The organism is Erwinia sp. AC075 (genome assembly GCF_979253995.1).
On record NZ_CEEDEU010000001.1, the window covers coordinates 1,399,615 to 1,421,242 of the forward strand.

Here is a 21,628-nt window from a genome sequence, read left to right on the forward strand (position 1 = left end):
TGCGATTTTTTTCCGGATGTGCCAGAGGTTTGCCGATGATCAAACCCGCGATCTGCTGCCTGCTCTGGGGAATATTGCTGTCATTCCCTTTTCTTTCTCATAGCGCCGAGCCGCGCCAGTCGCCTTCTCCGCAGGAGAGAGCCCGCACGCTGTTCTTACTTAATCAACCGGTGGTGATGCTTCAGGCGAAATTCGGCCTCACCACGCCCGAGGAGCGGGTAAAGCGCATTGTGAATACCGTGCGGGCTTTGAGCCAGGATGACCTGCGCCATCCGCTGGTCCTCACCCCAATCACCCGTTATCAACGCCAGGCGGTCTTGTTTAGCGTCAATAACAAGCCCCTTATGCTGCTGGCCGATAGCGATCTGGATGAAGGCGATGACCTGACGTTGCCGCAGGCCGCCACGAAAGTGGCACAACGATTACAGACGCTGCAACAGGCGATGATTGAGCAGTATTCACCGAAATACCTGCTGTTATCACTGGGCAAAAGCCTTGCCGGTTTGATAACGGTCATCGCCTTGTGTGTTGCGGCGGGCTATTCCATCAGGCCGGTGAAGCACTTCTTCGCTGAACGTCAGCAAAAGAACAAAAGCCTGATCCCCCGATCGTTACGGGGTTTTATCGGCGCTTTTGAACTGCGGTTATATTTATTACTGGTCACCCTTGTGTGCCTGCTGGCCTTCTATCTCTGGATCAGTTGGGTACTCAGGCTGTTCCCCTATACGCGCATCTGGGGCATGGAGCTGGGTGGCTACAGCGTGGGCATGGTGCAAAAAGCCGGGGTGATTCTCCTGTCTGCCCTGCCTGGGCTGTTTATCGTCTGCGTTATCTTTGTTCTGACCGGAATTATCCAGCGTCTGCTCAAACTGGTTTTGCAGCGGGTTGAAACCGGCAGCCTGCAGCTGCCGGGATTGCACCCGGATACCGTTGGCGTCACCCGTAAATTAATCAGCGTGATGATCTGGCTGTTTGCGCTGTCGATCGCCTATCCATTTCTGCCGGGTGCAAATTCACTGGCCTTCAAAGGGATCAGCGTGTTCTTTGGTTTAATGCTGACGCTGGGTTCCGCCGGGGTGATGAACCATGCGATGAGCGGACTGGTGTTGACCTATTCCCGCGCGCTGCGCCGGGGTGACATTATCCGGCTGGCGGATCATGAAGGCATGGTCAGTGAGGTGGGCATTCTGGCGACGAAAATCATCACCCGGGAAAATTATGAAGTGACGGTACCCAATGCCGTGGTGGTGAGCGGGAAAATTGTCAATCTGAGTACCCACGTCCAAAGCGGCGGCGTTAACATGACCACCGGCGTCACCATCGGTTACGACACGCCGTGGCGACAGGTACATGCAATGCTTGAGCTTGCCGCCAGCCGGACAAGCGGCATCGATGGCATGCAGCCGCCGGTGGTGCGCCAACTGGCGTTAATGGACTGGTATATCTCGTATGAATTGCAGGTGAGACTGCTGAAAGGCCAGTCGCTGGCCGCGGTCAGAAGTGAACTCAACGGCCATATACAGGACGTGTTCAGCGAATTTGCCGTGCAGATTATGTCGCCTAACTTTGTGAATCAGCCCGACGCGCCGGTCCTGGTGAAAGAAGCGGACTGGTACAGTGCGCCGGCAAAAAAATAACGGCGGGTAGCGATAGCGGAACAGCGGCCAACCTTCAGCGCTCACCCTGCTGACATGCGCTGCGTGCCCCTAACGGCACCAGCGGTTACGGCCCTGCTCCTTGGCACGATACAGTGCGGCATCGGCCTCGGCGAGGATCTGCGCCACGCCCTTACTGCCATCCGATGAGGCAATGCCCATACTCACCGTGACAGTGTCACTCACATCTGACCGTTCGTGCCGCAGATGCGCCTGTTGCAGGTTAGCCTGAATGCGTTCGGCAATCTGCTCTGCGCCCGCTGGCGTTGCGCCAAACAGCATCACCACAAACTCTTCACCGCCATAACGCGCCACCAGATCCTCGGAGGTGCGTACCGCCGTTTTCAGCACCGCAGCCACTTCCGCCAGACAGACATCTCCGGCCTGATGACCATAATGGTCGTTGTAGCGTTTAAAATAATCGACATCGAGCATAATCAGCTCAACGCTCGCCTGTCGGCTGACGGCATTGTGCAGATGATCTTCCAGCGCACGGCGGTTGGCGGTGCCGGTCAGAACATCCTGGTGGGCCAGCGTATCCAGCCTGGAAATCAGCAGCTGATTTTCCTGAAAGCGCAGCCAGGCTTCATTAAACCAGCCCTGCAACATATGGCGGCCGTAAATCAGGATCAGCGTGAAGATCAGGCACACCGCTGAAAAACGCAGATTCAACCCGGCATTGACCTGCAGATTCCCCGCCACCGTGGCCAGCCAGATGGGCACCACAAACAGCAGCAGACCTGAAGGCCAGTAATAGAGGGCGGCCAGCGCGCTCATCATCAAGATCGAACTTAAGGGATAGGCAAGCGGCGTCTGCAACGCGGTGATAAAGCTGAAGCAGCTGGCGGCCCAGAGTCCGCTTTGCAGCAGCAACAGGAGCGAGAGTAAAGGCTTAATTGCTGGAGATGGCTTCGCCTTCAAAACGAAAGAGATGGCCAGCATGGCGACCGACACCAGCAGGGTCGCTAACATCAGCAGGTCGATCACCGTCAGAAGTTTGCCAGAGACAACCACTCCCGCATCAAAATTGCCAAACATGATGTTGCGCAGGTAAATCATCAGCGCAAAGCTGCCGTTCACAAAGGCGAACCAGCTCAGGCTTTTCGCTAAGGCATGGCTGACCATATGGCCACGGCTCTGCCACAAGGGAATGGAGGAAAGCGTGGTTTTACGCTGCTCGTTGATCACGACGTTGTTCCTTAACATGATAAAAATGAATCATTAAAAGAGTATGCGACGGATCCGGCCTTCTCGCCAATGGCGGCATGGGCGCTGTGATCCACCCTGCGCATTCCCCTTTTCACCGTCCCTGCCCACAGGCCGAAATGAACATAACGTGCGCAATGCCGATCGCTGTCTGTTGCTATTTACTATCGTAAGATATAAAACTAGCACTATCTTACGATACAGTCGTAAGATACCTTTCAATCTGGAGAACCCTATGTTTAAAGAAATGTTTAATGATCGCCGTGGCGGTCGCCACCATTCTCACTCCCAGTCTCAGGACCGTCGCAGTGATTGCTTCCAACAGGCCGAAAGTCGCGAAGAGGCGCTGGCGATGATGTTTGACCAGTGGCGTGAAGCGATGCGCAATGAGCGGATGCGCAGCCGCCATGAAGATCCCCGCAGCGGACATCAGCACCACCATCGCGGGCGTCATGATGCGTCTGGTGAACGTCATTTCGATCGCCGTGGCGATCGTCATGATGGGCATCGCGGCGGACACCGTGGCGGCCGGGACGACGCCGGTCATCGCGATCGCCCTTCTTTCCTGCGTGGCCGTAAGTTTGGCGCGGACGAACTGCAGTTGCTGCTGCTGTCCCTGTTAAAAGTACAGGCCAGCTACGGTTATGAGCTGATTAAGATCCTGACCGACAAGAGCGGTGGCTTTTATACGCCAAGCCCAGGCGTAATTTATCCGGCGCTGACCTACCTTGAGGATGTGGGTTTTGTGACCGTTCAGCAGGAAGGCAACCGCAAACGCTATGCGATTAATGAGCAAGGCGAAGCGCATCTGAACGAAAACAAGGCGGTGGCTGATGCCCTGATTGCCAAGCTGGCCCTGTTTGCCAGCCAGAGTGATTCCGTCAGTCAGGCGATGTTCGAACACCGCCAGCCGTTTTCACCGGAGTTGACCCAGGCCATCCACGATTTGCGCAGCCAGCTGCATGCGTATCACGGCAGCGATGAAGACACGCAGCGCAAGGTTGCAGAGATTCTGCAGGCGACGCTGGTACAAATGCAGTCCGTTGGCCGTTAAGGCGACGCGCGGGGGGCATTTCCCCCGCACGTTATCAACTTAAGCCAAATTGATTTTCAATTTAAATTAATAAACGCTGGCCCCAAATAATAAACAAAGTTATCATCACACAATGTTATTACATGGAGTGTAGAAGAAGCGATGGCACTGAATGGAACTCTGATTCTGAACGGCGCGGATTACGTACCCTTTAACCTTTATGGTGTGGGCGTTTTTATGGCCTTTTCTGGCAAAGGCGCTTACATGAACAATGCCGCCTGCGGAGCAATTCCCAACGAAGGGCCTGTTCCACCAGGAAAATACTGGATAGTTGAGCGTGGTGGCGGTGGGTTAGGCTCGTGGCTTAAAGCCAAGTCTCAAGATATTTATAACAGCATTTATAATGGCGCTGAATTTGGTCGTGATGAATGGTTTGCATTGTTCAGGGATGACTTGACGATTGACGATCATACCTGGATAAATGGAGTTAAACGTGGATTATTCAGACTTCACCCCGGCCGTTCCTCTGAAGGATGCATTACATTAGTTCATAACTCTGATTATGCCTTGATTCGTGATGCATTACTTCAAACTGCACCAGTACAGGTTCCCTGCATGAAATCTCTTATGGCTCGGGGATTGATAGAGGTGATTGCCGGTGGCAATAAGAACTTTTGTCCGTAGAACAATCAAAGCAATCTTTTATTTCGGGGTGTCATTAATCACCGGAAGAGCGCTCGGCAGTCCTGAATTTTGGTTTGATCATGATTTAGCGACTAGGATTGCTAGACTTATCTATGGTGATGTAGAGATAGGAGCTGATAATTTTTACGATCTGTATTTTTATATCTCTGTCATCTCTGTATTTTCCATAACTACTGTAATTTATATTTTAACAATGAAGTTACTACGAAAAATAAGGAGAAGTTAAATGCCAATTCCACCTTATATGTGGCTAACCGATGATGGCGGCGCAGTAATTAAAGGCTCTGTCGATGTTCGTGATCGTGAAGGAAGCATTGAAATAATTGGATTAAGTCACGGCATAAACCTACCGGTAGACACTGCAGCAGGAAAAATTACAGGCACGCGACAGCACTCATCAATGCGTATTGAAAAGGATGTCGATAGCTCAACTCCCTATCTATACAAGGCAGCAGCTACCGGACAGTCATTAAAAAGTGCTGAAATCCGCTTCTATAACATCAATGATGCGGGGCAAGAGGTTTGCTACTATATGGTGCTTCTGGAAAATGTAAAAATCACCAGCGTTCACTGCTCAGTGCCCAATGTAAAACTTACGGGAAACGATAAAATGAACCACTCAGAAAGCGTCAGTATGCAGTATGAAAAAATTACCTGGCGCATTGTAGATGGCAATATCCAGTACACTGATGCATGGAATGAAAGAGCTACAGCATAATTGAGGTTGACGATGAATCAGTCCCCTGTCCGTTTTGAGCTTACGTCTGTCCCGCCACCCAAGACCTTCCCTGATGCAAAATCGCCGGCGATCGGCGATGAGGCGATGCGTCAGCGGCTGCAGAATATTCTCCTGGCCATGCAGCAGCATCGGCTTGATGCCATTGCGATTTATGCCGACAAAGAGCATGGCGGGAATTTCGAATACCTCGCCGGATTTATTCCGCGCTTTGAAGAAGCCTTGCTGATCCTCACGGCGCAGGGGGAACTGACTTACGTGATGGGTAATGAGAATCTGAAACTGGTTCCCTTTGCGCGCAACGGCGGCAAATGCCTGCACGCACCGGCCTTTTCCCTGCCTAATCAACCAATGGATAACGACGCGCCGTTAGTGGATGTACTGCTGCAGGCAGGCCTCACCAGCGGAAGCCAGATCGGCGTGGTCGGCTGGAAGTTATTTACCAACCGGCTGCGCGACACCCGTTATACCTTCGACGTGCCGTCGTTTATTGTTGAAGCCATTATCGACGCCGCAGGCGAGCGGAAAAATGTGGTTAACGCCACCTCGCTGTTTATTTCCGCTGACGTTGGCGTGCGTCGGCTAAATACCGCCAGCGAAATCGCCTTTTATGAGTATGGCGCTAATCTGGCTTCAACCAACGTGCTGGCCGCGCTTGAGCAGATTGAACCCGGTAAAACCGAGAAGCAGATTGGCCAGCTATTAGCTGCGGATGGTCAGCCGAATAGCGTCATTACCATCGCCGCCACCGGCGACCGCTTTGCCAATGCGGGCTTATACCCCACGGATAAAGCGATTCAGGCCGGTGATAAGTTCTCGATGACCGTCGGCTTTAAGGGCGGGCTGACCAGTCGTTCCGCCTATGTGGTGGCGGCTGAAAATGAACTGCCTGCGGCAGTGGCGGATTATCTGCCGGCGTTAGCCATCCCCTACTATCGTGCGGTAACCCGCTGGCTGGAAGCCCTTCGCCCAGGCCTGACGGGCGGCGAGCTTTATCAGGTTGTTGAAGAAGCCATGCCGAAGGCGAAATGGCACTGGCATTTAAATCCGGGCCATCTGGTGGCGGATGAAGAGTGGCTCTGCTCGCCGGTCTACCCGGATTCGACGATCGCGCTTGAGAGCGGAATGATTTTTCAGATCGACATTATTCCGTCACTGCCTGGCTATGGCGGTTGCAGCATTGAAGATACCGTTGCGCTGGCTGATGCGGCGCTAAGAGAAGCACTGCAAACCCACTATCCGGATGTCTGGCAGCGGATGGAAACCCGCAAACGCTATCTGCGCGATGTGCTGAATATCACGGTATCAGAGGATGTCATCCTGCTTTCCAACACCGTCGGTTATCTGCGCCCTTTCCTGCTGGATAAAACACGGGCGCTGGTGCGTCAACCCTGATCGCTCCGCCAGCCACATCCTTTGTGGCTGGCGTTAATCAACCCCCTCACGTTAACACCACGCAACATCCTCTTGACACTTCCTCACAACCCATGCATAACTAAACCGTACAGTTCAGTTATAAACTGAGTTTATCCACTGACCTTTCTCTCTCCTTATTCCAGGGCCTAAAAATGATCAGACCGTCGACTGTTGCCTTACTCACCGTAGCTGTTTTCCTGACCGGTTGTGCCGGCACGCCACCCGGCCGCTATGCCGGGATAGATTCCGCCTCGCGGCTGACACCCAATACGGGCGATGAAGCGGATCGCATCCCGTTTAAGTACAGCACGCAGGTGGACTGGAATCAGTACAGCACCATGATTGTTGAACCGGTGACGATTTATCAGGGTGCTGACAGCCAGTTTGGCGATATGTCGCCAGCCGATCGCCAACAGCTGGCGGCCTATATGAAGGAGAAATTCACCGCCAGTCTTCGCGCGCACTATCAGGAAACCACCGTGGTTGCGCCGAAAACGTTGCGGATAAAACTGACATTGACCGGAGCGGATACCACCACCCAGGTCGTGGGTACCTTCACCAAATTCGATCTTGCAGGCGGCCCGTACAATATCGTGCAGTCGGTTCGCGGTGGCCGGGGCATGTTCAGTGGTTATGTCGACTATGCGGTTGAAGTTTACGATGCGCAGAGCAATACATTACTGACTGCCTGGGTTGCCCGTCAGTATCCGAATGCCATGAACATCTCCGCAACGATTGGATCGCTTAGCGCGGCCAAAGTCGGCATCGACAAAGGGGCCGATGAATTAGCGAATACGCTGAAGTGATCCGCCACGGCCGGCCCATGAACCCAGAATCAGAATTGGTGGTGTGCCCACAGTGCAACTACCTGCATCGCCTGTCTCCTCCGGTTGGAAGTCAGGCGGCACTCTGTTGTCGCTGTCGTGCACCGCTGTGGCGAAAAGCAGGCCAGGCGCCATCGCTGTTACCCCTTGCTGTCGCGGCCGCGCTGGGCTGGCTGTTTGCCTGCCTGTTGCCCGTGATCAGCCTGAATTTTCAGGGCAGCTCAAAAGAGATGACGTTATGGCAAGCCGCCTGGCTGGGTCCGGGCGAGGCACACTCGCTGCTGCTGTCGGTGCTGTCGACTTTTTTGATCGTCGTCGCGCCGATGACGCAGATTTTGCTGATCGTCTGGCTGTCACTATTTGGTCAATTTCAGCGAAAAGCCCCGGGTTTTGCTGCAATTACCTCCCTGCTCAGAACCATCGCCCCCTGGAGCATGCCGCTGGTGGTTGCCGTGGGGTTTCTGGTGGTGGGCATCAAGCTATCCACATTGCTTCAGGTAAAACCCGGTGCCGGCGCATGGGCACTTGCGGCGTCTGAGCTGCTTTTCTTCCGGCTATCTGCACGGGATCTTCGTCCCTTCTGGGCAGCACCGTCGGTACCTGACCAGCATGGAGGCAACGGTCAGGCGTGGGCGCTGTTGATAGCCGCGATGATTTTTTACCTGCCCGCGAATGTGCTGCCGGTGATGTTTACCTCTTTTTTCGGCACCGGCAGCGAGAAAACCATCTTCGAGGGGATCATTGAGTTCTGGCGCAGCGGATCTCCGGGCATTGCGCTGCTGATCTTCCTGGCCAGTATGGTTATTCCTTTTATTAAATTTATCGCATTGGGCCTGCTGCTGCTGACCAGCCAGCGCAAAAGCCCGTGGGCGCGACGCGAAAGAGACCGGTTGTATCGCTTCACCGAATGGGTCGGGTGTTGGTCAATGCTTGATGTCTTCGTGGTGGTGATTATCACCGGTCTGGTGCAATTTCCGGGCTTGAGTGAAGCCGAACCCCGGCCTGGGATTATCTATTTCGCGCTGGTGGTGATCCTGACGATGCTGTCGGCACAGCGTTTTCGTTCACAAAGTATCTGGGAAGTCACGCCATGAACGCACAGCCAACTGACGAGCCACTCTATCTGCGCAGCCAACCCTATCTGATTTGGCTGGTGCCCATGGTGGCTTTGGTGATCGGGATAACCCTGCTCATACAGTCTCATCTGGCCGCAGGGCCGCTGATCACCGTTGTCTTCACCAATGCTTCAGGACTGGAGGCGGGAAAAACCGTGGTGAAGTTCAAAGAGGTCAACGTCGGTGTGGTGGAGGCGGTTTCGCTAAGTTCTGACGATGCAAAGGTGCTGGTGCAGGTCAGACTGAATAAAAATGCAGAGAATTTAACCGCCGCAGACAGCCGTTTTTGGGTCGTCCGGCCGCGCGTGGCTATCAATGGCGTGAGCGGAATTGATACCTTGTTTTCCGGTGCCTATATCGGCGTGGATAAAGGCAAAGCCGCGCAACATGCCAGCGAATTTACCGGGCTTGAACAGCCGCCTTCGGTGATCAACGATACGCCCGGCAGTCAATTTCTGCTTAACACAGACGATCTGGGCTCGCTGGATGTGGGTTCGCCGGTCTACTTTCGCCGGGTGCAGGTTGGCCGCATTGCCTCCTACCATCTTCAGGAGGACGGGAAAGGCGTTCAGCTGCGAGTCTTTATTGACGCCCCTTACGATCGCCTGGTCACCGCCAATAGTCGGTTCTGGAACGTCAGCGGGCTGGATCTTTCCGTTGGCAGTAACGGTTTCCAGTTAAAGACACAAACGGTGGCCGCCATTATGGCCGGCGGCATCGCCTTTTACACGCCGGACAGTCAGCCATCAGCACCCGCTAATCCTGCCGCCATTTTCCCGCTGGCCGCCGATCAGGATAAAGCGATGGCGCCCGCAGATGGTCAGGCGATGACTTTTCGCCTTAGATTTGAACACTCGGTGCGTGGATTGGAGGTGGGCGCGCCGGTGGTGTTCGCCAGCGTCAGGATCGGCCGGGTCTCTGCCGTCTCGCTGGACTACGATCCCCACGGCTATCGTTTCCCCACGCTGGTCGATATTGAGGTCTATCCGGCCAGAATGGGCAACGTGCTCAATAAACTGCCTAAATCTTCAGGCGATCCGGCAATGGCGGCCGCTGTTTTCACCGAGGATCTGGTCGATCACGGGTTACGGGCGCAAGCCGTTGCCAGCAGCCTGTTAACCGGACAGCTGACCCTGACACTGGATTTTTTCCCCAAGGCGGCAAAGGTCCCGTTTGATCGCCATGCCCGGCCGTTAATGCTGCCAACGATCGGCGGCGGACTGGATGAAATTCAGCAACAGCTCGCCGATATCGTCGGTAAGGTCAATAAAATGCCGCTGGAATCGATCGGCAACCGGTTGGACAGCACGCTGTTCGAACTGAGCAAAACCCTGCGCATCGTCAATACACAAACCTTACCTGGCGCCAATTCGCTGCTGCTGTCGGTACAGAAAAGCAGTGACAACGTTCAGAACATAACTTCCGAAGATTCACCGCTGTTAATGGGGTTAGTGCAGACCCTGCAGGAATCGGCACGGGCGTTTAAAGCGATCAGAAATGTCAGCGACCAGCTGAGCCGCCATCCCGAATCGTTGATTCAGGGCCGCGCGGCCGATCGCCAGGCGAAGTCAGAAGGGAAACAGTAATGGAGGGTCGAGTGAGATATTTACTGCCCGGAATATGCCTGCTGCTGGCGGCATGTACGTCGCCTGATAGTCACTATCACACCTTAATGAGCAGCACGCCTTCCGCCGCTTATCGGAGCCATTTTGATATCAGTGTTTTGCCGGTTATCGTGCCGGCACAGCTCGATATGCAGCAGGTGGTGATCAGAGAGAACAGCAGCGGCGCGGCGATACTTGAAAACGAGCGCTGGTTAAGCCCGCTGGCTGATGAGTTTACCACCGCCCTGTCCGCTCAACTGGCGGAGCGACTGGCAACGCAGGATATTTCCGGGTTGGCGAATCAGCCGAACCGGCCCGAGGTCACCGTGAAGGTAAAAGTGCGCCGTTTTGACAGCTGGCCAGGAAACAAAATCCACCTGCAGGCTGACTGGGTGCTGACGCTGAAACCTGAAAACCGTCAGGCCCTGTGTCACAGCGATTTATCACAAGCGGTAAGGGGTGACGTTTCAGCGCTGTTCCCGGCGTGGCAAACCCTGCTCAACCGGCTCAGTGAACAGATTGCAGCGACCGCAATCACCTTGTCGACGCAAACAGCATCCTGTCCGGCACAGGGAAACTTATGACTGGCGACCCGCCTGCCCAGCCAGGGTGCCGTACAGGAAGACGTTCACGCCCCTGGTCACCATCAGTGCGATCTGCCCTGAGGTGAATTGGGGAATTTCCCGCTGCAGCATGAAACCGTCTATCTCGGCTTTCATTAACGACGTGAATTGCTGGGCTCGCAGCATCGGATCGGCTTCACTCAGCTCACCTTTCCGCATGGCTTCAGACATCACCTGGCCAAGCGTGCCCATACTTTCGCGAATGCCGGCATCGAGGAAAAGGTTGCCGATATCAGAATGCCCCGCTTCACCGACCACCACGCGGTAAATTTGCATCGCCTGATTGTCACCGCCCAGCACCTTCAACATCCCTTCCCCAAACTGAATAAGCCGTTGTTCCAGGTTCTGGCCAACGTTTTCTTCTGCCACCAGTTGCAACGCGGCTTCAGTCAGAAAGCGGGTGCTGTGATGGCGGACCACCGTTTCAAAAAGCGCTTCTTTCGAAGCGAAATAGTTATACAGCGTGGCTTTGGAACCGCCGGCTCGTTTTGCTACTTCATTCATTGAGGCGCGTTCGTAGCCAACATCCTGGAAAAGTTGGGAAGCCGCGACAATGATTGCCTGACGTTTTTCCTCTGTCAGTGTTCTCATAATTATTCCTTAAAAACGGGTTGAGCCTTGATGCGATGACGATCGGAACCGCATTATTAATTACTGAACCGTACGGTTTATTATACGCAGTATGCCACAGCTCAGGACGATAGCGTATTTTGCGGCCGACAGACGCTCAGCAGCAGTTGGCGCAGCCAGCGATGTGCGGCATCCGCATCCAGCCTGGGATGCCACATCTGCGCAACGGTGATCTCGGCCGTTTTCACCGGCAGCGCAAAGGCAACCAGTCGCCCCGACAGCATGGCGTTGTTCAGGCAGGAAGCGGGCACCAGCGCCACCAAATCGGACGCTTCAGCTACCGCCAGCGCGGCAGAAAAGCCCGGCACCACTGCCGCAATTTTCCGCTGCAGGCCGGACTCTGCCAGCGCGTCATCTACCGGACCCCGTAGCTTTCCACGGCGTGAAGCGATCACATGACTAAAGGAAACATAACTCGCTTTGCTGACAGGGGTTTCTGCCGCCAGCGGATGCCCTTTTCTGACCACGCCAACAAAACGATCGCGGAACAGCGCCTGCAACCGTACCTCCGGCCCCATCTCACCCAGTACGCCGATCTCAATATCAATCAGCCCTTCCCTGAGCGGTTCGGCACTTTTTTCCGGCTTGGGCGCAAACCGCAGACACACGCCGGGCGCAACGGCAGCGGCGGCTGCAATCAATGCCGCACCGAACGTTTCCACAAAACCGTCATTGGTACGCAGCGTAAAGGTTCGCTCCAGGGTGGCTAACTGCAAGGTGTTGGTGGAAGGTCGCAGCAGCGATCGGGCATCGGAAACCGCGTGATGGGTGCGTTCGCGCAGGCCGTCGGCATAGGGTGTCAGCACCATTTTTCGTCCGGCACGCACCAGTAACGGATCGCCGGTTACCGCACGCAGCCGGCTCAGGGTGCGGCTCATCGCCGAAGCTTTTAAGCCAAGCCGACGCGCAGCGCCAGCCACACTGACTTCAGCCAGCAGCACATCTAACGCAATCAGTAAGTTCAGATCGGGATCAGTCATGCCCTATCCTGGCATGCAACAGAAACGGTGGGAAGGCGTTTGATGCAGGTTATTACTGCAAATGCTGCGTCTTCCGCCCGGTCTGTTACGGGTCTATATTTCTTTCAGTGACGCAAACGTCTTCGCTTCCCAGACCGGAAGCCTTATTCAGAGGAACTGCATAATGCCTTTATCACATGCCAAAACCGTGCTGATCGTCGGCGCTTCTCGCGGGCTGGGATTCGCGCTGGTCGAAGAGTATCTGCAGCGCGGCTGCAAGGTGGTTGCCACCGGCCGCAGCGCTTCCACCGAAAAACTGGAGATGCTCGCAGAGCAGTTCCCGCATGCGCTTGAAGTGGAAACCGTCGACATCACCGTGCCGGACGAGGTTCAGGATCTGCACTCACGCCTCAGTGAACATCGCTTTGAGATGCTGTTTGTTAATGCGGGGGTGAAAAACAAGGACGGAGAAACCATCGCCGATGTGTCCACCGAGGAGTTTATTCGCGTGATGATCACCAATGCCCTCAGCCCGATGCGCTTTATCGAAGCGTTTCAGGATTTGGTGGAGCAAAACGGAACCCTGGCGGTGATGTCTTCCGGCCAGGGCAGCCTGACCAATAACACCAACGGCAATTACGAACTCTATCGCGGCAGCAAGGCGGCGTTGAATATGTTTATGCGCAGTTTTGCCGCGCGCCACAGTGATGACAGCAAAACGCTGCTGTTGATGGCGCCAGGCTGGGTACGTACCGATATGGGCGGTGCCGGCGCGCGGTTAACCATCGGTGAAAGCATCCCGTCACTGGTCAATACCATGGCGGAATATGAAGGCCGCCGCGGGCTGCACTATCTGGATTATCAGGGAAAGGTGGTGCCGTGGTAAGGCGCGGATCATTGATCTGGAGAGGGGTTATTGTGTTATAACGCCTTAAAATCAGAGCAAAAAGGGACCGCAATGAAACTGACCGTCAGCCATAAAATTACCGATAAAGATCGTGAAGAATTGCTGGATGGGCTTCGAGCGTATAACCGCCAATTTTTCAGTAACAGCCAGTGGCATGAGGTGGGGATTTACCGCCACGACAGTGAAGGCAAGATGACCGGCGGGTTAATTGCCGCCAAAAGAGGTCCCTGGCTGTGCATTGATTATCTGTGGGTCAGCGAAAGCAGCAGAGGCTCTGGATTAGGCAGTGAACTGATGAAAGCGGCAGAGCAGGAAGCCCTGACGCTGGGCTGCCTGCATGTTCAGGTCGATACGATGAGCTTCCAGGCGCTGCCGTTTTACCAGAAACTCGGCTATGCGCTGAAAATGTCTCTGCCGGATTTCCCCGAGCGAGGCATGCAGAGACATTATCTGACCAAAGAGGATCTGGCTGACTAAAGGGTCATCACCACGCGGCCAATGCGGCCGCGCTCTTCTGCACGGCGATGGGCTTCGGCCACATCGGCGAAGGCGAAGGTGGCGTCAATCGGCACGTTCAGTTCGCCGCTAAGCGCCTGGTTGAGCAGTTCCTCAATCAGTTTACGCGGTTCCGGCTCACCCATAATTGGGCCAAGCAGGCAGCCAATCACCGTTTGACGGCGCATCAGCAATTGTCCGGCATCGATTTGCGTTTTGCGGCCACCGAATACACCAACCAATACCGCCCGTCCGCCTTCGTTCAATGCCTGAAGCGCGTCATTTAATACATCGCCGCCGACGTTATCGATAATCAGATCGACGCCTTTGCCGTCCAGCAGTGCGCGAACCTGCTCATGGGCGGTTTTATCGGCGGTGACGATGGCGTCAGACAGGCCATATTCGCGCAGTTTTTCCAGGCTTTCCGCACGGGTGCCGGTGCCAATCACGCGCGCGCCCTTCTTCGCCGCCAGTTGCACTGCCGCCACGCCCACGCCACCGCTGGCACCTAACACCAGCACGGTCTGACCGGCCTTGAGCGCGCCCAGTTCCAGAACCCATGCCGCCGTTCCGGCACTGACCGGGATGGTGGCCGCCACGCCCAAATCCAGCCCATCCGGTACCACAAAACAGTTGCCCGCCGGAACAGCGCGCAACTCAGCGTGGGAGCCTTTCCACGAGAAGGTCGTGACCTTTTGACCCAGACTAAATCCGCTGACGTCTTTACCGATTTGTACGATTTCACCGGCGGCGGAATAGCCGATCACCGCATGGTCTTCCTGAGGAAATTCGCGGCGATTTACCAGATCACCCCCCTCAATGCTGATCGCTTCAACCCGAATCAACAGTTCATTATCCGCAGGAACCGGATCGGCAACGTCAGCAATATGGAGGACTTCAGGTTTGCCAGGTGAGGTGTAGATTGCAGCTTTCATGGGTAATCCTTTCGTTATTCGTCATAAACCAGCGCTGACCGTCAGGTCGTTGCCATGATGAATGAAAGAGTATCAGCCATAAATGCCTGCTCACTTGCCCGAACATGCCTTAAGCGCTAAGAAGCCTCTGATTTACTGGTCTTTCTTTTTCCAGTTCGCCCAGGGATCTTCGGTGAGGATGTCTGGCTCGTGCGTCGCGCTGTGATCGGGCACCGGCGCAGATTGCGGCACTGCTGTGGCGCGGGTGGTCGCGGCAGATTTGTCGTTCAGCGAGGCAAGGTACAAATCCTCCACTTCCTTACGTGCCCACGGCGTGCGGCGCAGGAATTTCAGGCTGGATTTGACGCTCGGGTCGCTTTTGAAGCAGTTGATGTTGATGCGGTTGGCCAACTCGGCCCAACCAAAGCGATCCACTAAAGCGAGAACGACGGCTTCAAGGGTTACGCCATGCATTGGGTCATTTGAAGAGTGAGTGGTCATGGTATGTCCTGATCCGGGTGAGAATGGCGGACAACATACTGAATGCTGCGCGGGAGTGCAATAACACTGATTATAGCGGGTGAATGCCCGGCTTCAGACAATAAAAAACCAGCGCACAGTGCGCTGGTTAACAATGTCAGGAACTTTTAGGCGCGAATCAGAAATCCGCTTTCAGAACCACACGGAAATTCGCTTTACCGGCGCGGACATGATCCAACGCGTCGTTGATTTTCGACATTGGGAAGAACTCGACCTGTGGGGCGATATTGGCACGGGATGCCAGCTTCATCAGAGAGCGCAGCTGGCCCGGAGAACCGGTAGAAGAACCCGTTACCGCTTTGTCGCCCATAATCAGGTCGAACGCGCTGACCTGGAACGGCTTCATCACTGCACCCACGGTATGGAATTTACCCTGTGGCGCCAGCGCGTCAAAGTACGGTTTCCAGTCGAGGTCGACAGCCACGGTGCTGAGGATCAGATCGAAACGTCCGGCCTGCGCTTTCAGGGCTTCAGGATCGCGGCTGTTCACCACTTCATCTGCACCCATATCCAGAATCGACTGCTTTTTGCCTGGCGTTGAGCTGAATGCCACCACTTCCGCGCCCATTGCACGCAGGATTTTGATGGCGATGTGGCCCAGACCACCAATCCCAATCACCGCGACGCGGCTCATGGCGTTGATATTGCTCATCAGCAGCGGTTTGAACACCGTAATGCCGCCACACAGCAGCGGACCGGCGCTGGCCACGTCCAGACTTTCCGGAAGCGGGATCACCCACTGCCAGTCTGCACGCAGTTTTTCAGCAAAACCGCCGTGATTCAGGATGGTCGGCGTTGAACCATTTTCACAGTTAACCTGTTCACCCTTGATACAGGAATCGCAGTGCTGACAGCTTTTCGCCGTCCAGCCAATGCCGACACGCTGACCGACTTTCAGGCCTTTGCCCGCAGCCGCTTCGCCCAGTGCCGAAACGCGACCAATCACTTCATGGCCGGCAATGGTCGGGTAGCTGGAGATGCCCCACTCATTATCAATCATCGACAGGTCAGAATGGCAGACGCCGCAGTATTCAACCTCCACTTCCACTTCTTCTGTACTCAGTGCACCTGCTTCGTATTCGTACAGTTCAAGGGCCTGTCCGGCTTGCATAGCTGCGTAGCTTTTAATTTTCACTCTTCACCTCGGTTTTTGAAATTACCTGAGAGAGTTTAGCAAACCGCTCAAGGCTGCCATGGACCGAAACGCGTCATAAGAGACCAGTCTATTGTATCTGATTGTAACTATTGCGGTTTTATCGACCAGACCGCGCGAAAATTAACCTCGCGGTAAAATGAACCGCGAGGCGTCGATAACCAGAGATTACGCCGGGCGCCACTTAATCCGTCAGTTTGTGGGTAACGTGGCCGATCGCTTCGACAACCTGCGAGGAATTGGCCTGAATATCGACGATCACGTTGCCCGCTTCGCGCACCAGATGGACGCCTTCATCGGCGCGCACCAGGTTTGCGGTGATGTTCTTCTGCGCCATCGCCGCTAACTCGTGATTGCGATCGACCACGCCGGAGATCTCCTGACTGGCGGTATGAATATTGGCCGCCAGGCTGCGCACCTCGTTGGCAACCACCGCAAAGCTGCGGCCATGGGTGCCGGCGCGTGCAGCTTCCACCGCCGCATTCAGCGCCAGCAGGTTCGTCTGGCTGGCAATCGAGCGGATAGTTTCGACAATCACCCCAATTTGCGCCGACTGCGAGCTGAGCCCGTTAATATCGTTGGAGACTTTGCGCAGCTCGCTGGCAATTTCATTCATTTTGCGCACGCTGTTTTCAATCACCGTCACGCCAACGCGGGTATTTTCACTGGTTTCCAGCGCGGCCTGATAGGCGTGCTCGGCGGCTTCGCGCTCCTGCTGGTTTTTCATCACCTGTGGTGAAACGTCGGTGGCAAACTTCACCACTTCATACAGCTGATTGTTTTCGTCGAATACCGGGTTATAGGTGGCGCGCAGCCAGATGGTTTTGCCCTGCTTATTGATGCGCGCAAACTGCCCGGAAACAAAGTCGCCACGGCGCAGCTTTTTCCAGAACTCGGCATATTCCCGGCTGTTCGCCAGCTCAGGCGTACAAAACTGGCTGTGATTTTTGCCGATAATTTCATGGGACTGGTAGCCCATGGTTTTCAGGAAATTGTCATTGGCGCGCAGCACCTGGCCGCGCAGGTTAAAGGCAATCACCGCCATTGAGCGGTTAATCGCATTGGTCATCGCCCGCTGTTCCTGCGCATCCAGAATGTGGTCGGTGATGTCCGAGGCCAGCTTAACGATTTTGATCACCCGCCCGCTGCGGTCCTGCACCGGCACGTAATTGGCCTCCAGCCATAAGGGACGGCTGTTTTTGGCAATGCGCAGAAATTTATTGCTAAAGCTTTCGCCCTGTTTCAGCCGTTGCCAGAAGTGGGCATATTCGGGCGAACTGACCAGTGATGGCGGGCAAAACATCCGGTGATGCTGTCCAATCACCTCATGCAACTCGTAATCCATCTTTTCTAAAAACAGCGCATTGGCATTCAAAATAATGCCTTCGGGCGTGAATTCGATCATCGCAATGGCGTCGTTCAGCGAACTTAATGTCGCTTTTGAATGACGGGTATTGTTGTAGAAAACACGTGATAAAACCCCGGATTTAATCGTGCTAATCATGTTGTAACCTTATTGTCATATTTATGGTATTCGTCACAAGTACACTATCGGCAGATTTGGCGGAAATTTAAGCTGTAATTGAGAGGCATCTTTAAAACGGTTTTTTCTGATTATTTTCAATGCGATTTGAAACCCTGTTGATTTCATGGCTATACTTCGGGCACCGATTAACCCTTAACCAATAGTAAGGAGGCCCCCATGCAGTATTGTGAAATGAATTTATTTTCACGTACTTTTGGTATTTGGGCTGCTCAGGCTAATCCGCTTTCCTGCGGCGATGACCTGAGCTTGAGCGAAGCTACCTACTGATTTTCCCTTCCCTCCAGCTTTCCGGGTTGTCGTCTGCTTTTTATGACGACGGGCATGCTTTTGCCTGCAACTCTGGATTAAGCAATGAGCACATTACTTTCTGCACAATCACTCTGTTTTGATAACGCCTTTGGTCCGCTGTTGGATCGGGTTTCCCTGACGCTTTCACGCGGCGATCGTATTGGCCTGATTGGTCATAACGGCTGTGGCAAAAGCACCCTTCTGCATCTGCTTTCCGCCGAGATCGAGCCTGTTTCCGGTTCGGTGACTAAAGCCAGTCATTGTCTGATGGCGCATATCGAACAGCACCTTCCCGCCGCGTTGACCCAATCGACGTTGATTGACGCGGTTGTTGCCCAACTTCCCGCTGCCGAACGTCAAAGCGATCGCTGGCAGGCCGAGGTAATGCTCGACCGCTTAGGCTTTGACGAAGCGGTCTGGCAACAACAGGTTGATACCCTCAGCGGCGGACAGCATACGCGTCTGCTGCTGGCGAGAGCGTTAATGCTGCAGCCCGATTTATTGCTGCTTGATGAACCGGGCAACCACCTGGATTTGCCGACGCTACTGTGGCTGGAGCAGTTTCTGAAAAGCTGGCACGGCAGTTTTGTACTGGTGTCTCATGACCGCTATCTGCTGGATCGCGTCACTCAGCGCAGCTGGATTATGCGTGACCAGCAGCTGCACAGCTTTCACTTGCCCTGTAGCCAGGCGCTGGCGGAACTGGCCCTGCGGGATGAGACCGATGCGTTACGCAATCAGGCCGAGCAGCGTGAAATCGATCGGGTGACGAAAAGCGCGAAACGGCTGGCAGTATGGGGACAGGTTTACGATAACGAGGATTTGTCCCGCAAGGCTAAGCAGATGGAGAAGCGCGTCGACAAGCTCCGGGATGAGCAAACGCTGCTGACGGAAGGATCGAAATGGCGGCTGACGCTACAGGGCGAAGCACTGCCTGCCGATCGGCTTATTGAGCTACACAATGCGGCGATTTCCGCCGATGTTGGCTGTCCGCGGCTGTTTACCGTCAACAGTCTGAAGGTCAAAAGTGGCGATCGCGTGGCGATTATCGGCGCCAACGGCGGCGGTAAATCCTCTCTGCTGCGTACCGTCTGGCAGGGATTTTCGCACCCGCGTGACGGGCTGGTGTTTCATCCCCGCGTTGAGGTGGGCTATTACGATCAGCGGCTAATGCAGCTCGATGAGCGTGAAAGCCTGAGCGATGCGCTGGCGCGTTTTGCCCCGATGACCAGCGAACAGCGGAAAATGGCGTTAATCAGCGCCGGATTTTCGTGGGTACGCCATCAGCAAGCGGTCAGTACGCTGAGCGGCGGCGAGCGATCGAGGCTGCTTTTTGTCGGCCTCTCGCTGGCGCGTTATTCCCTGCTGCTGCTCGACGAGCCGACCAACCATCTGGATCTGGATGGCAAAGCGCAGCTCGCCGCTACGTTAGGTAACTATCAGGGTGCCGCGCTGATCGTCAGTCACGACCGGGAGCTGATCGCCTCAAGCTGCAATCGCTTCCTGCTGATCGACCAGCATCGCATTGAGGAATGGCACGATCTGGACAGGCTGTACGCCCGTTTAGCCGGCGAGTAAACGGTTAAACGGCAGGATATCCCCCGGCCATGGATGGCCACCGTGAATTTTCACCCTATTCAGCACCGCCTTTCGCGCATCCCATTGCGAAAGTAATCACCTGTTTACCCTCTTATTTCCGCCTTAGCCTTAAGTCAAATTCAACTACACTATCGGCAACACTGGAGAATAGTTTACTTTCCACTTCTGACTAGAAGGTCCTTTTTGCGTGGCAAAATCATTCTTACGCAGCGGAAGTCTGGATGCGGTTCTGCCTCTTGGCGAGAACGGTCAGCCCGTTTATTTGTCAGCCCTGCAACTGCGCGAAACGCTGCGCCTCAGGAAACAACCTCAGATTGCTGATTGCCTGGCTATCCCTCAGCCTAACGATGCCGGCGATCGCCTTGACTGGTACTCACCGATTTCCGGAAAGGTCACTTCCTGGGCCGCCGCGAGCGAAAGCTCCCGCAGCCATGCGCTCAATCAGCTGATCGCCTGCCAGCAGGCCGTTGCGGATATGTGCCAGAAAGCACAGCAGTCAGAAAAAACCAGCCAGAAGCTGTTCGGTGCCCTGCTCGCCAAGGCGCTGCAGTTCCCCGACCAGAACTTTGTCTATCTGGTGGGCGGTAAGCCGGTGCTGACCTTCTGGGGCTTCGTCAGCCTGGATAAAAAATCCCGTCAGGATGCACTGGATTGCCTGCGCGCCGTGGAAGAGGACGAGCCGCCACTGAATCTCTCCAAAATGACGGCGACGATCCCCGCGGTTACCGCCGTGGCCCCGGTTATCGTTCCTGCTCCGGTTGCCGCCGCACCTGACGTGCTGCCAGAGCCGGTTGCCGTGACGCCTTTATTACCGGAAGCCCCGGTGGATGCAGCCCCTGCAGCCGTAGAAGCGCAACCGCCGGTGACATCGCCTGCCGCGAAAAACAAGCTGATCCGCTACGGCTGGATGGTGCCGGCTGCCGCGTTGCTGATTGCCTTTGGCGTGCAGATTAAAGGCTGTGTTTCCCAACCGGATACGGCGAAAACCGCCACGCCGGAGGAAGTGAAACCGGCCGCGCCTGAAGCGACGAAAGCGCAGCCAGAAGCCCAGCCACAGCCTGAAGCGACAGCCACAACGCCCGCCGTAGCACCTCAGTCTGCTGCCGCACCTCAGTCCGCAGCTGCACCTCAGCCAGCAGCCGCGCCTGAAGCCGCTAAACCGCAAACGCCTGCCGACGTGAAACCTGCGCTGCCGGTCGCGCCTTCAACCGTTGCCCCGGTTGACGCGACGCCTGCGGCGACACCCGCGGCACAACAACCCGCTGAACCGGTCGCCGACCTGCCACCCGCGCAGAAAGATGACCTGGTGCTGCCGGCCAATGCGGTGAAGCTGGGATCAACCAAATTCCTTGACGGTCAGTGGCGCGTGATTGTTGGCGGCAAGAACCCGATCACCGGCAAGCCACCGAGCCTGCGCTATCAGATGAAAGCCGGCAAAGGCGTGGCAAAAATGACCATGGGCGATGGCATCGTGTGCCGCGTTGATGTGTATGCCGGCCTGATGAAATCCGGCAACCTGGTGATCAACAGCCGCACCAAAGCCAAATGCAGTGACGGTTCGCGCTATCAGATGCCGGACCTGGTATGTAAACAAGGCCTGACTGGCGCAGCCGAATGCAGCGGACAGTACGATGCCAATACGGTGTTACCGATGACGATGAAGCGCGAGAGTAAATGATG

20 protein-coding genes are annotated in these 21,628 nt (G+C 55.2%); 13 read left to right on the plus strand and 7 right to left on the minus strand.

Annotation, left to right across the window (positions count from 1 at the left end; all coding sequences use genetic code 11):
- Positions 1-35 precede the first annotated feature (35 nt).
- Positions 36-1,637 (plus strand): mechanosensitive ion channel family protein, encoded by a 1,602-nt coding sequence (locus AC0IXH_RS06575; protein ID WP_471720221.1) that lies wholly within the window; start codon positions 36-38, stop codon positions 1,635-1,637.
- Positions 1,638-1,706: 69 nt separating this feature from the next.
- On the opposite strand, the gene AC0IXH_RS06580 is transcribed toward AC0IXH_RS06575, so the two are convergent.
- Entirely contained in the window at positions 1,707-2,843 is a 1,137-nt protein-coding gene (locus AC0IXH_RS06580; protein WP_471720222.1) for a GGDEF domain-containing protein, read from the minus strand.
- Between the two features lie 253 nt (positions 2,844-3,096).
- On the opposite strand from AC0IXH_RS06580, the gene AC0IXH_RS06585 reads away from it, so the two are divergent.
- The 8 genes from AC0IXH_RS06585 to AC0IXH_RS06620 all read left to right on the plus strand — a co-directional run bounded on the left by AC0IXH_RS06585 (position 3,097) and on the right by AC0IXH_RS06620 (position 10,878).
- The gene (locus tag AC0IXH_RS06585; protein ID WP_471720223.1) at positions 3,097-3,915 is read left to right on the plus strand and encodes a PadR family transcriptional regulator; all 819 of its coding nucleotides are present in this window, start codon (positions 3,097-3,099) and stop codon (positions 3,913-3,915) included.
- 141 nt (positions 3,916-4,056) lie between these two features.
- On the plus strand, positions 4,057-4,578 hold the full coding sequence (locus AC0IXH_RS06590) for a DUF2778 domain-containing protein (RefSeq protein WP_013202135.1): 522 nt from the start codon (positions 4,057-4,059) through the stop codon (positions 4,576-4,578).
- Positions 4,579-4,825: 247 nt separating this feature from the next.
- On the plus strand, positions 4,826-5,317 hold the full coding sequence (locus AC0IXH_RS06595) for an Hcp family type VI secretion system effector (RefSeq protein ID WP_013202134.1): 492 nt from the start codon (positions 4,826-4,828) through the stop codon (positions 5,315-5,317).
- 12 nt (positions 5,318-5,329) lie between these two features.
- Positions 5,330-6,730, plus strand: a complete 1,401-nt coding sequence (locus tag AC0IXH_RS06600; protein WP_471720224.1) for a M24 family metallopeptidase — start codon at positions 5,330-5,332, stop codon at positions 6,728-6,730.
- A 173-nt stretch (positions 6,731-6,903) separates the two neighbouring features.
- The gene (locus AC0IXH_RS06605) at positions 6,904-7,557 is read left to right on the plus strand and encodes a DUF3313 domain-containing protein (protein ID WP_471720225.1); all 654 of its coding nucleotides are present in this window, start codon (positions 6,904-6,906) and stop codon (positions 7,555-7,557) included.
- 17 nt (positions 7,558-7,574) lie between these two features.
- Positions 7,575-8,669 (plus strand): paraquat-inducible protein A, encoded by a 1,095-nt coding sequence (locus AC0IXH_RS06610; protein WP_471720226.1) that lies wholly within the window; start codon positions 7,575-7,577, stop codon positions 8,667-8,669.
- Complete coding sequence (locus AC0IXH_RS06615) at positions 8,666-10,276, plus strand: PqiB family protein (protein WP_471720227.1); 1,611 nt, start codon at positions 8,666-8,668, stop codon at positions 10,274-10,276. The genes AC0IXH_RS06610 and AC0IXH_RS06615 overlap by 4 nt, the downstream gene beginning before the upstream one ends.
- Positions 10,277-10,287: 11 nt before the next feature.
- On the plus strand, positions 10,288-10,878 hold the full coding sequence (locus AC0IXH_RS06620; RefSeq protein WP_471720228.1) for a PqiC family protein: 591 nt from the start codon (positions 10,288-10,290) through the stop codon (positions 10,876-10,878).
- On the opposite strand, the gene AC0IXH_RS06625 is transcribed toward AC0IXH_RS06620, so the two are convergent.
- Both AC0IXH_RS06625 and AC0IXH_RS06630 read right to left on the minus strand, forming a co-directional pair.
- The gene (locus AC0IXH_RS06625; protein WP_013202128.1) at positions 10,873-11,508 is read right to left on the minus strand and encodes a TetR/AcrR family transcriptional regulator; all 636 of its coding nucleotides are present in this window, start codon (positions 11,506-11,508) and stop codon (positions 10,873-10,875) included. The two genes, AC0IXH_RS06620 and AC0IXH_RS06625, sit on opposite strands and share 6 nt — an antisense overlap.
- A 101-nt stretch (positions 11,509-11,609) precedes the next feature.
- The gene (locus AC0IXH_RS06630) at positions 11,610-12,527 is read right to left on the minus strand and encodes a LysR family transcriptional regulator (protein ID WP_471720229.1); all 918 of its coding nucleotides are present in this window, start codon (positions 12,525-12,527) and stop codon (positions 11,610-11,612) included.
- A 163-nt stretch (positions 12,528-12,690) separates the two neighbouring features.
- Here AC0IXH_RS06630 and AC0IXH_RS06635 point away from each other — a divergent pair, with 163 nt between their 5' ends.
- Together AC0IXH_RS06635 and AC0IXH_RS06640 are read left to right on the plus strand one after the other, a co-directional pair.
- A complete protein-coding gene (locus AC0IXH_RS06635) occupies positions 12,691-13,392 on the plus strand; it encodes an SDR family NAD(P)-dependent oxidoreductase (RefSeq protein ID WP_013202126.1) in 702 nt (233 codons plus the stop codon).
- A 72-nt stretch (positions 13,393-13,464) separates the two neighbouring features.
- The gene (locus AC0IXH_RS06640; protein WP_134824104.1) at positions 13,465-13,890 is read left to right on the plus strand and encodes a GNAT family N-acetyltransferase; all 426 of its coding nucleotides are present in this window, start codon (positions 13,465-13,467) and stop codon (positions 13,888-13,890) included.
- Here the strand turns inward: AC0IXH_RS06640 and AC0IXH_RS06645 are convergent.
- The 4 genes from AC0IXH_RS06645 to AC0IXH_RS06660 form a co-directional block, all read right to left on the minus strand.
- Entirely contained in the window at positions 13,887-14,843 is a 957-nt protein-coding gene (locus AC0IXH_RS06645) for a quinone oxidoreductase family protein (protein WP_471720230.1), read from the minus strand. The two genes, AC0IXH_RS06640 and AC0IXH_RS06645, sit on opposite strands and share 4 nt — an antisense overlap.
- A 132-nt stretch (positions 14,844-14,975) precedes the next feature.
- On the minus strand, positions 14,976-15,323 hold the full coding sequence (locus tag AC0IXH_RS06650) for a VF530 family protein (RefSeq protein ID WP_013202123.1): 348 nt from the start codon (positions 15,321-15,323) through the stop codon (positions 14,976-14,978).
- Positions 15,324-15,480: 157 nt separating this feature from the next.
- Complete coding sequence (gene ahr, locus AC0IXH_RS06655) at positions 15,481-16,497, minus strand: NADPH-dependent aldehyde reductase Ahr (protein WP_013202122.1); 1,017 nt, start codon at positions 16,495-16,497, stop codon at positions 15,481-15,483.
- Positions 16,498-16,699: 202 nt separating this feature from the next.
- Positions 16,700-18,019, minus strand: coding sequence for a methyl-accepting chemotaxis protein (locus AC0IXH_RS06660; RefSeq protein WP_013202121.1), 1,320 nt, complete (start codon positions 18,017-18,019; stop codon positions 16,700-16,702).
- A 393-nt stretch (positions 18,020-18,412) separates the two neighbouring features.
- Here AC0IXH_RS06660 and AC0IXH_RS06665 point away from each other — a divergent pair, with 393 nt between their 5' ends.
- Both AC0IXH_RS06665 and AC0IXH_RS06670 read left to right on the plus strand, forming a co-directional pair.
- Positions 18,413-19,927 (plus strand): ABC-F family ATP-binding cassette domain-containing protein, encoded by a 1,515-nt coding sequence (locus tag AC0IXH_RS06665; protein WP_471720231.1) that lies wholly within the window; start codon positions 18,413-18,415, stop codon positions 19,925-19,927.
- 208 nt (positions 19,928-20,135) lie between these two features.
- Positions 20,136-21,626, plus strand: a complete 1,491-nt coding sequence (locus tag AC0IXH_RS06670) for an SrfA family protein (RefSeq protein ID WP_471720232.1) — start codon at positions 20,136-20,138, stop codon at positions 21,624-21,626.
- Positions 21,627-21,628: the final 2 nt, after the last annotated feature.

Excerpts from the sequence above, each read along its gene's own strand:
- AC0IXH_RS06605 (WP_471720225.1), top strand. The coding sequence starts at position 6,904 with ATGATCAGACCGTCGACTGTTGCCTTACTCACCGTAGCTGTTTTCCTG.
- AC0IXH_RS06590 (WP_013202135.1), top strand. The coding sequence starts at position 4,057 with ATGGCACTGAATGGAACTCTGATTCTGAACGGCGCGGATTACGTACCC.
- AC0IXH_RS06665 (WP_471720231.1), top strand. The coding sequence starts at position 18,413 with ATGAGCACATTACTTTCTGCACAATCACTCTGTTTTGATAACGCCTTT.
- AC0IXH_RS06595 (WP_013202134.1), top strand. The coding sequence starts at position 4,826 with ATGCCAATTCCACCTTATATGTGGCTAACCGATGATGGCGGCGCAGTA.
- AC0IXH_RS06650 (WP_013202123.1), bottom strand. The coding sequence starts at position 15,323 with ATGACCACTCACTCTTCAAATGACCCAATGCATGGCGTAACCCTTGAA.
- AC0IXH_RS06635 (WP_013202126.1), top strand. The coding sequence starts at position 12,691 with ATGCCTTTATCACATGCCAAAACCGTGCTGATCGTCGGCGCTTCTCGC.
- AC0IXH_RS06575 (WP_471720221.1), top strand. The coding sequence starts at position 36 with ATGATCAAACCCGCGATCTGCTGCCTGCTCTGGGGAATATTGCTGTCA.
- AC0IXH_RS06600 (WP_471720224.1), top strand. The coding sequence starts at position 5,330 with ATGAATCAGTCCCCTGTCCGTTTTGAGCTTACGTCTGTCCCGCCACCC.
- AC0IXH_RS06660 (WP_013202121.1), bottom strand. The coding sequence starts at position 18,019 with ATGATTAGCACGATTAAATCCGGGGTTTTATCACGTGTTTTCTACAAC.
- AC0IXH_RS06615 (WP_471720227.1), top strand. The coding sequence starts at position 8,666 with ATGAACGCACAGCCAACTGACGAGCCACTCTATCTGCGCAGCCAACCC.
- AC0IXH_RS06625 (WP_013202128.1), bottom strand. The coding sequence starts at position 11,508 with ATGAGAACACTGACAGAGGAAAAACGTCAGGCAATCATTGTCGCGGCT.
- AC0IXH_RS06640 (WP_134824104.1), top strand. The coding sequence starts at position 13,465 with ATGAAACTGACCGTCAGCCATAAAATTACCGATAAAGATCGTGAAGAA.
- AC0IXH_RS06645 (WP_471720230.1), bottom strand. The coding sequence starts at position 14,843 with ATGAAAGCTGCAATCTACACCTCACCTGGCAAACCTGAAGTCCTCCAT.
- AC0IXH_RS06610 (WP_471720226.1), top strand. The coding sequence starts at position 7,575 with ATGAACCCAGAATCAGAATTGGTGGTGTGCCCACAGTGCAACTACCTG.
- AC0IXH_RS06585 (WP_471720223.1), top strand. The coding sequence starts at position 3,097 with ATGTTTAAAGAAATGTTTAATGATCGCCGTGGCGGTCGCCACCATTCT.
- AC0IXH_RS06630 (WP_471720229.1), bottom strand. The coding sequence starts at position 12,527 with ATGACTGATCCCGATCTGAACTTACTGATTGCGTTAGATGTGCTGCTG.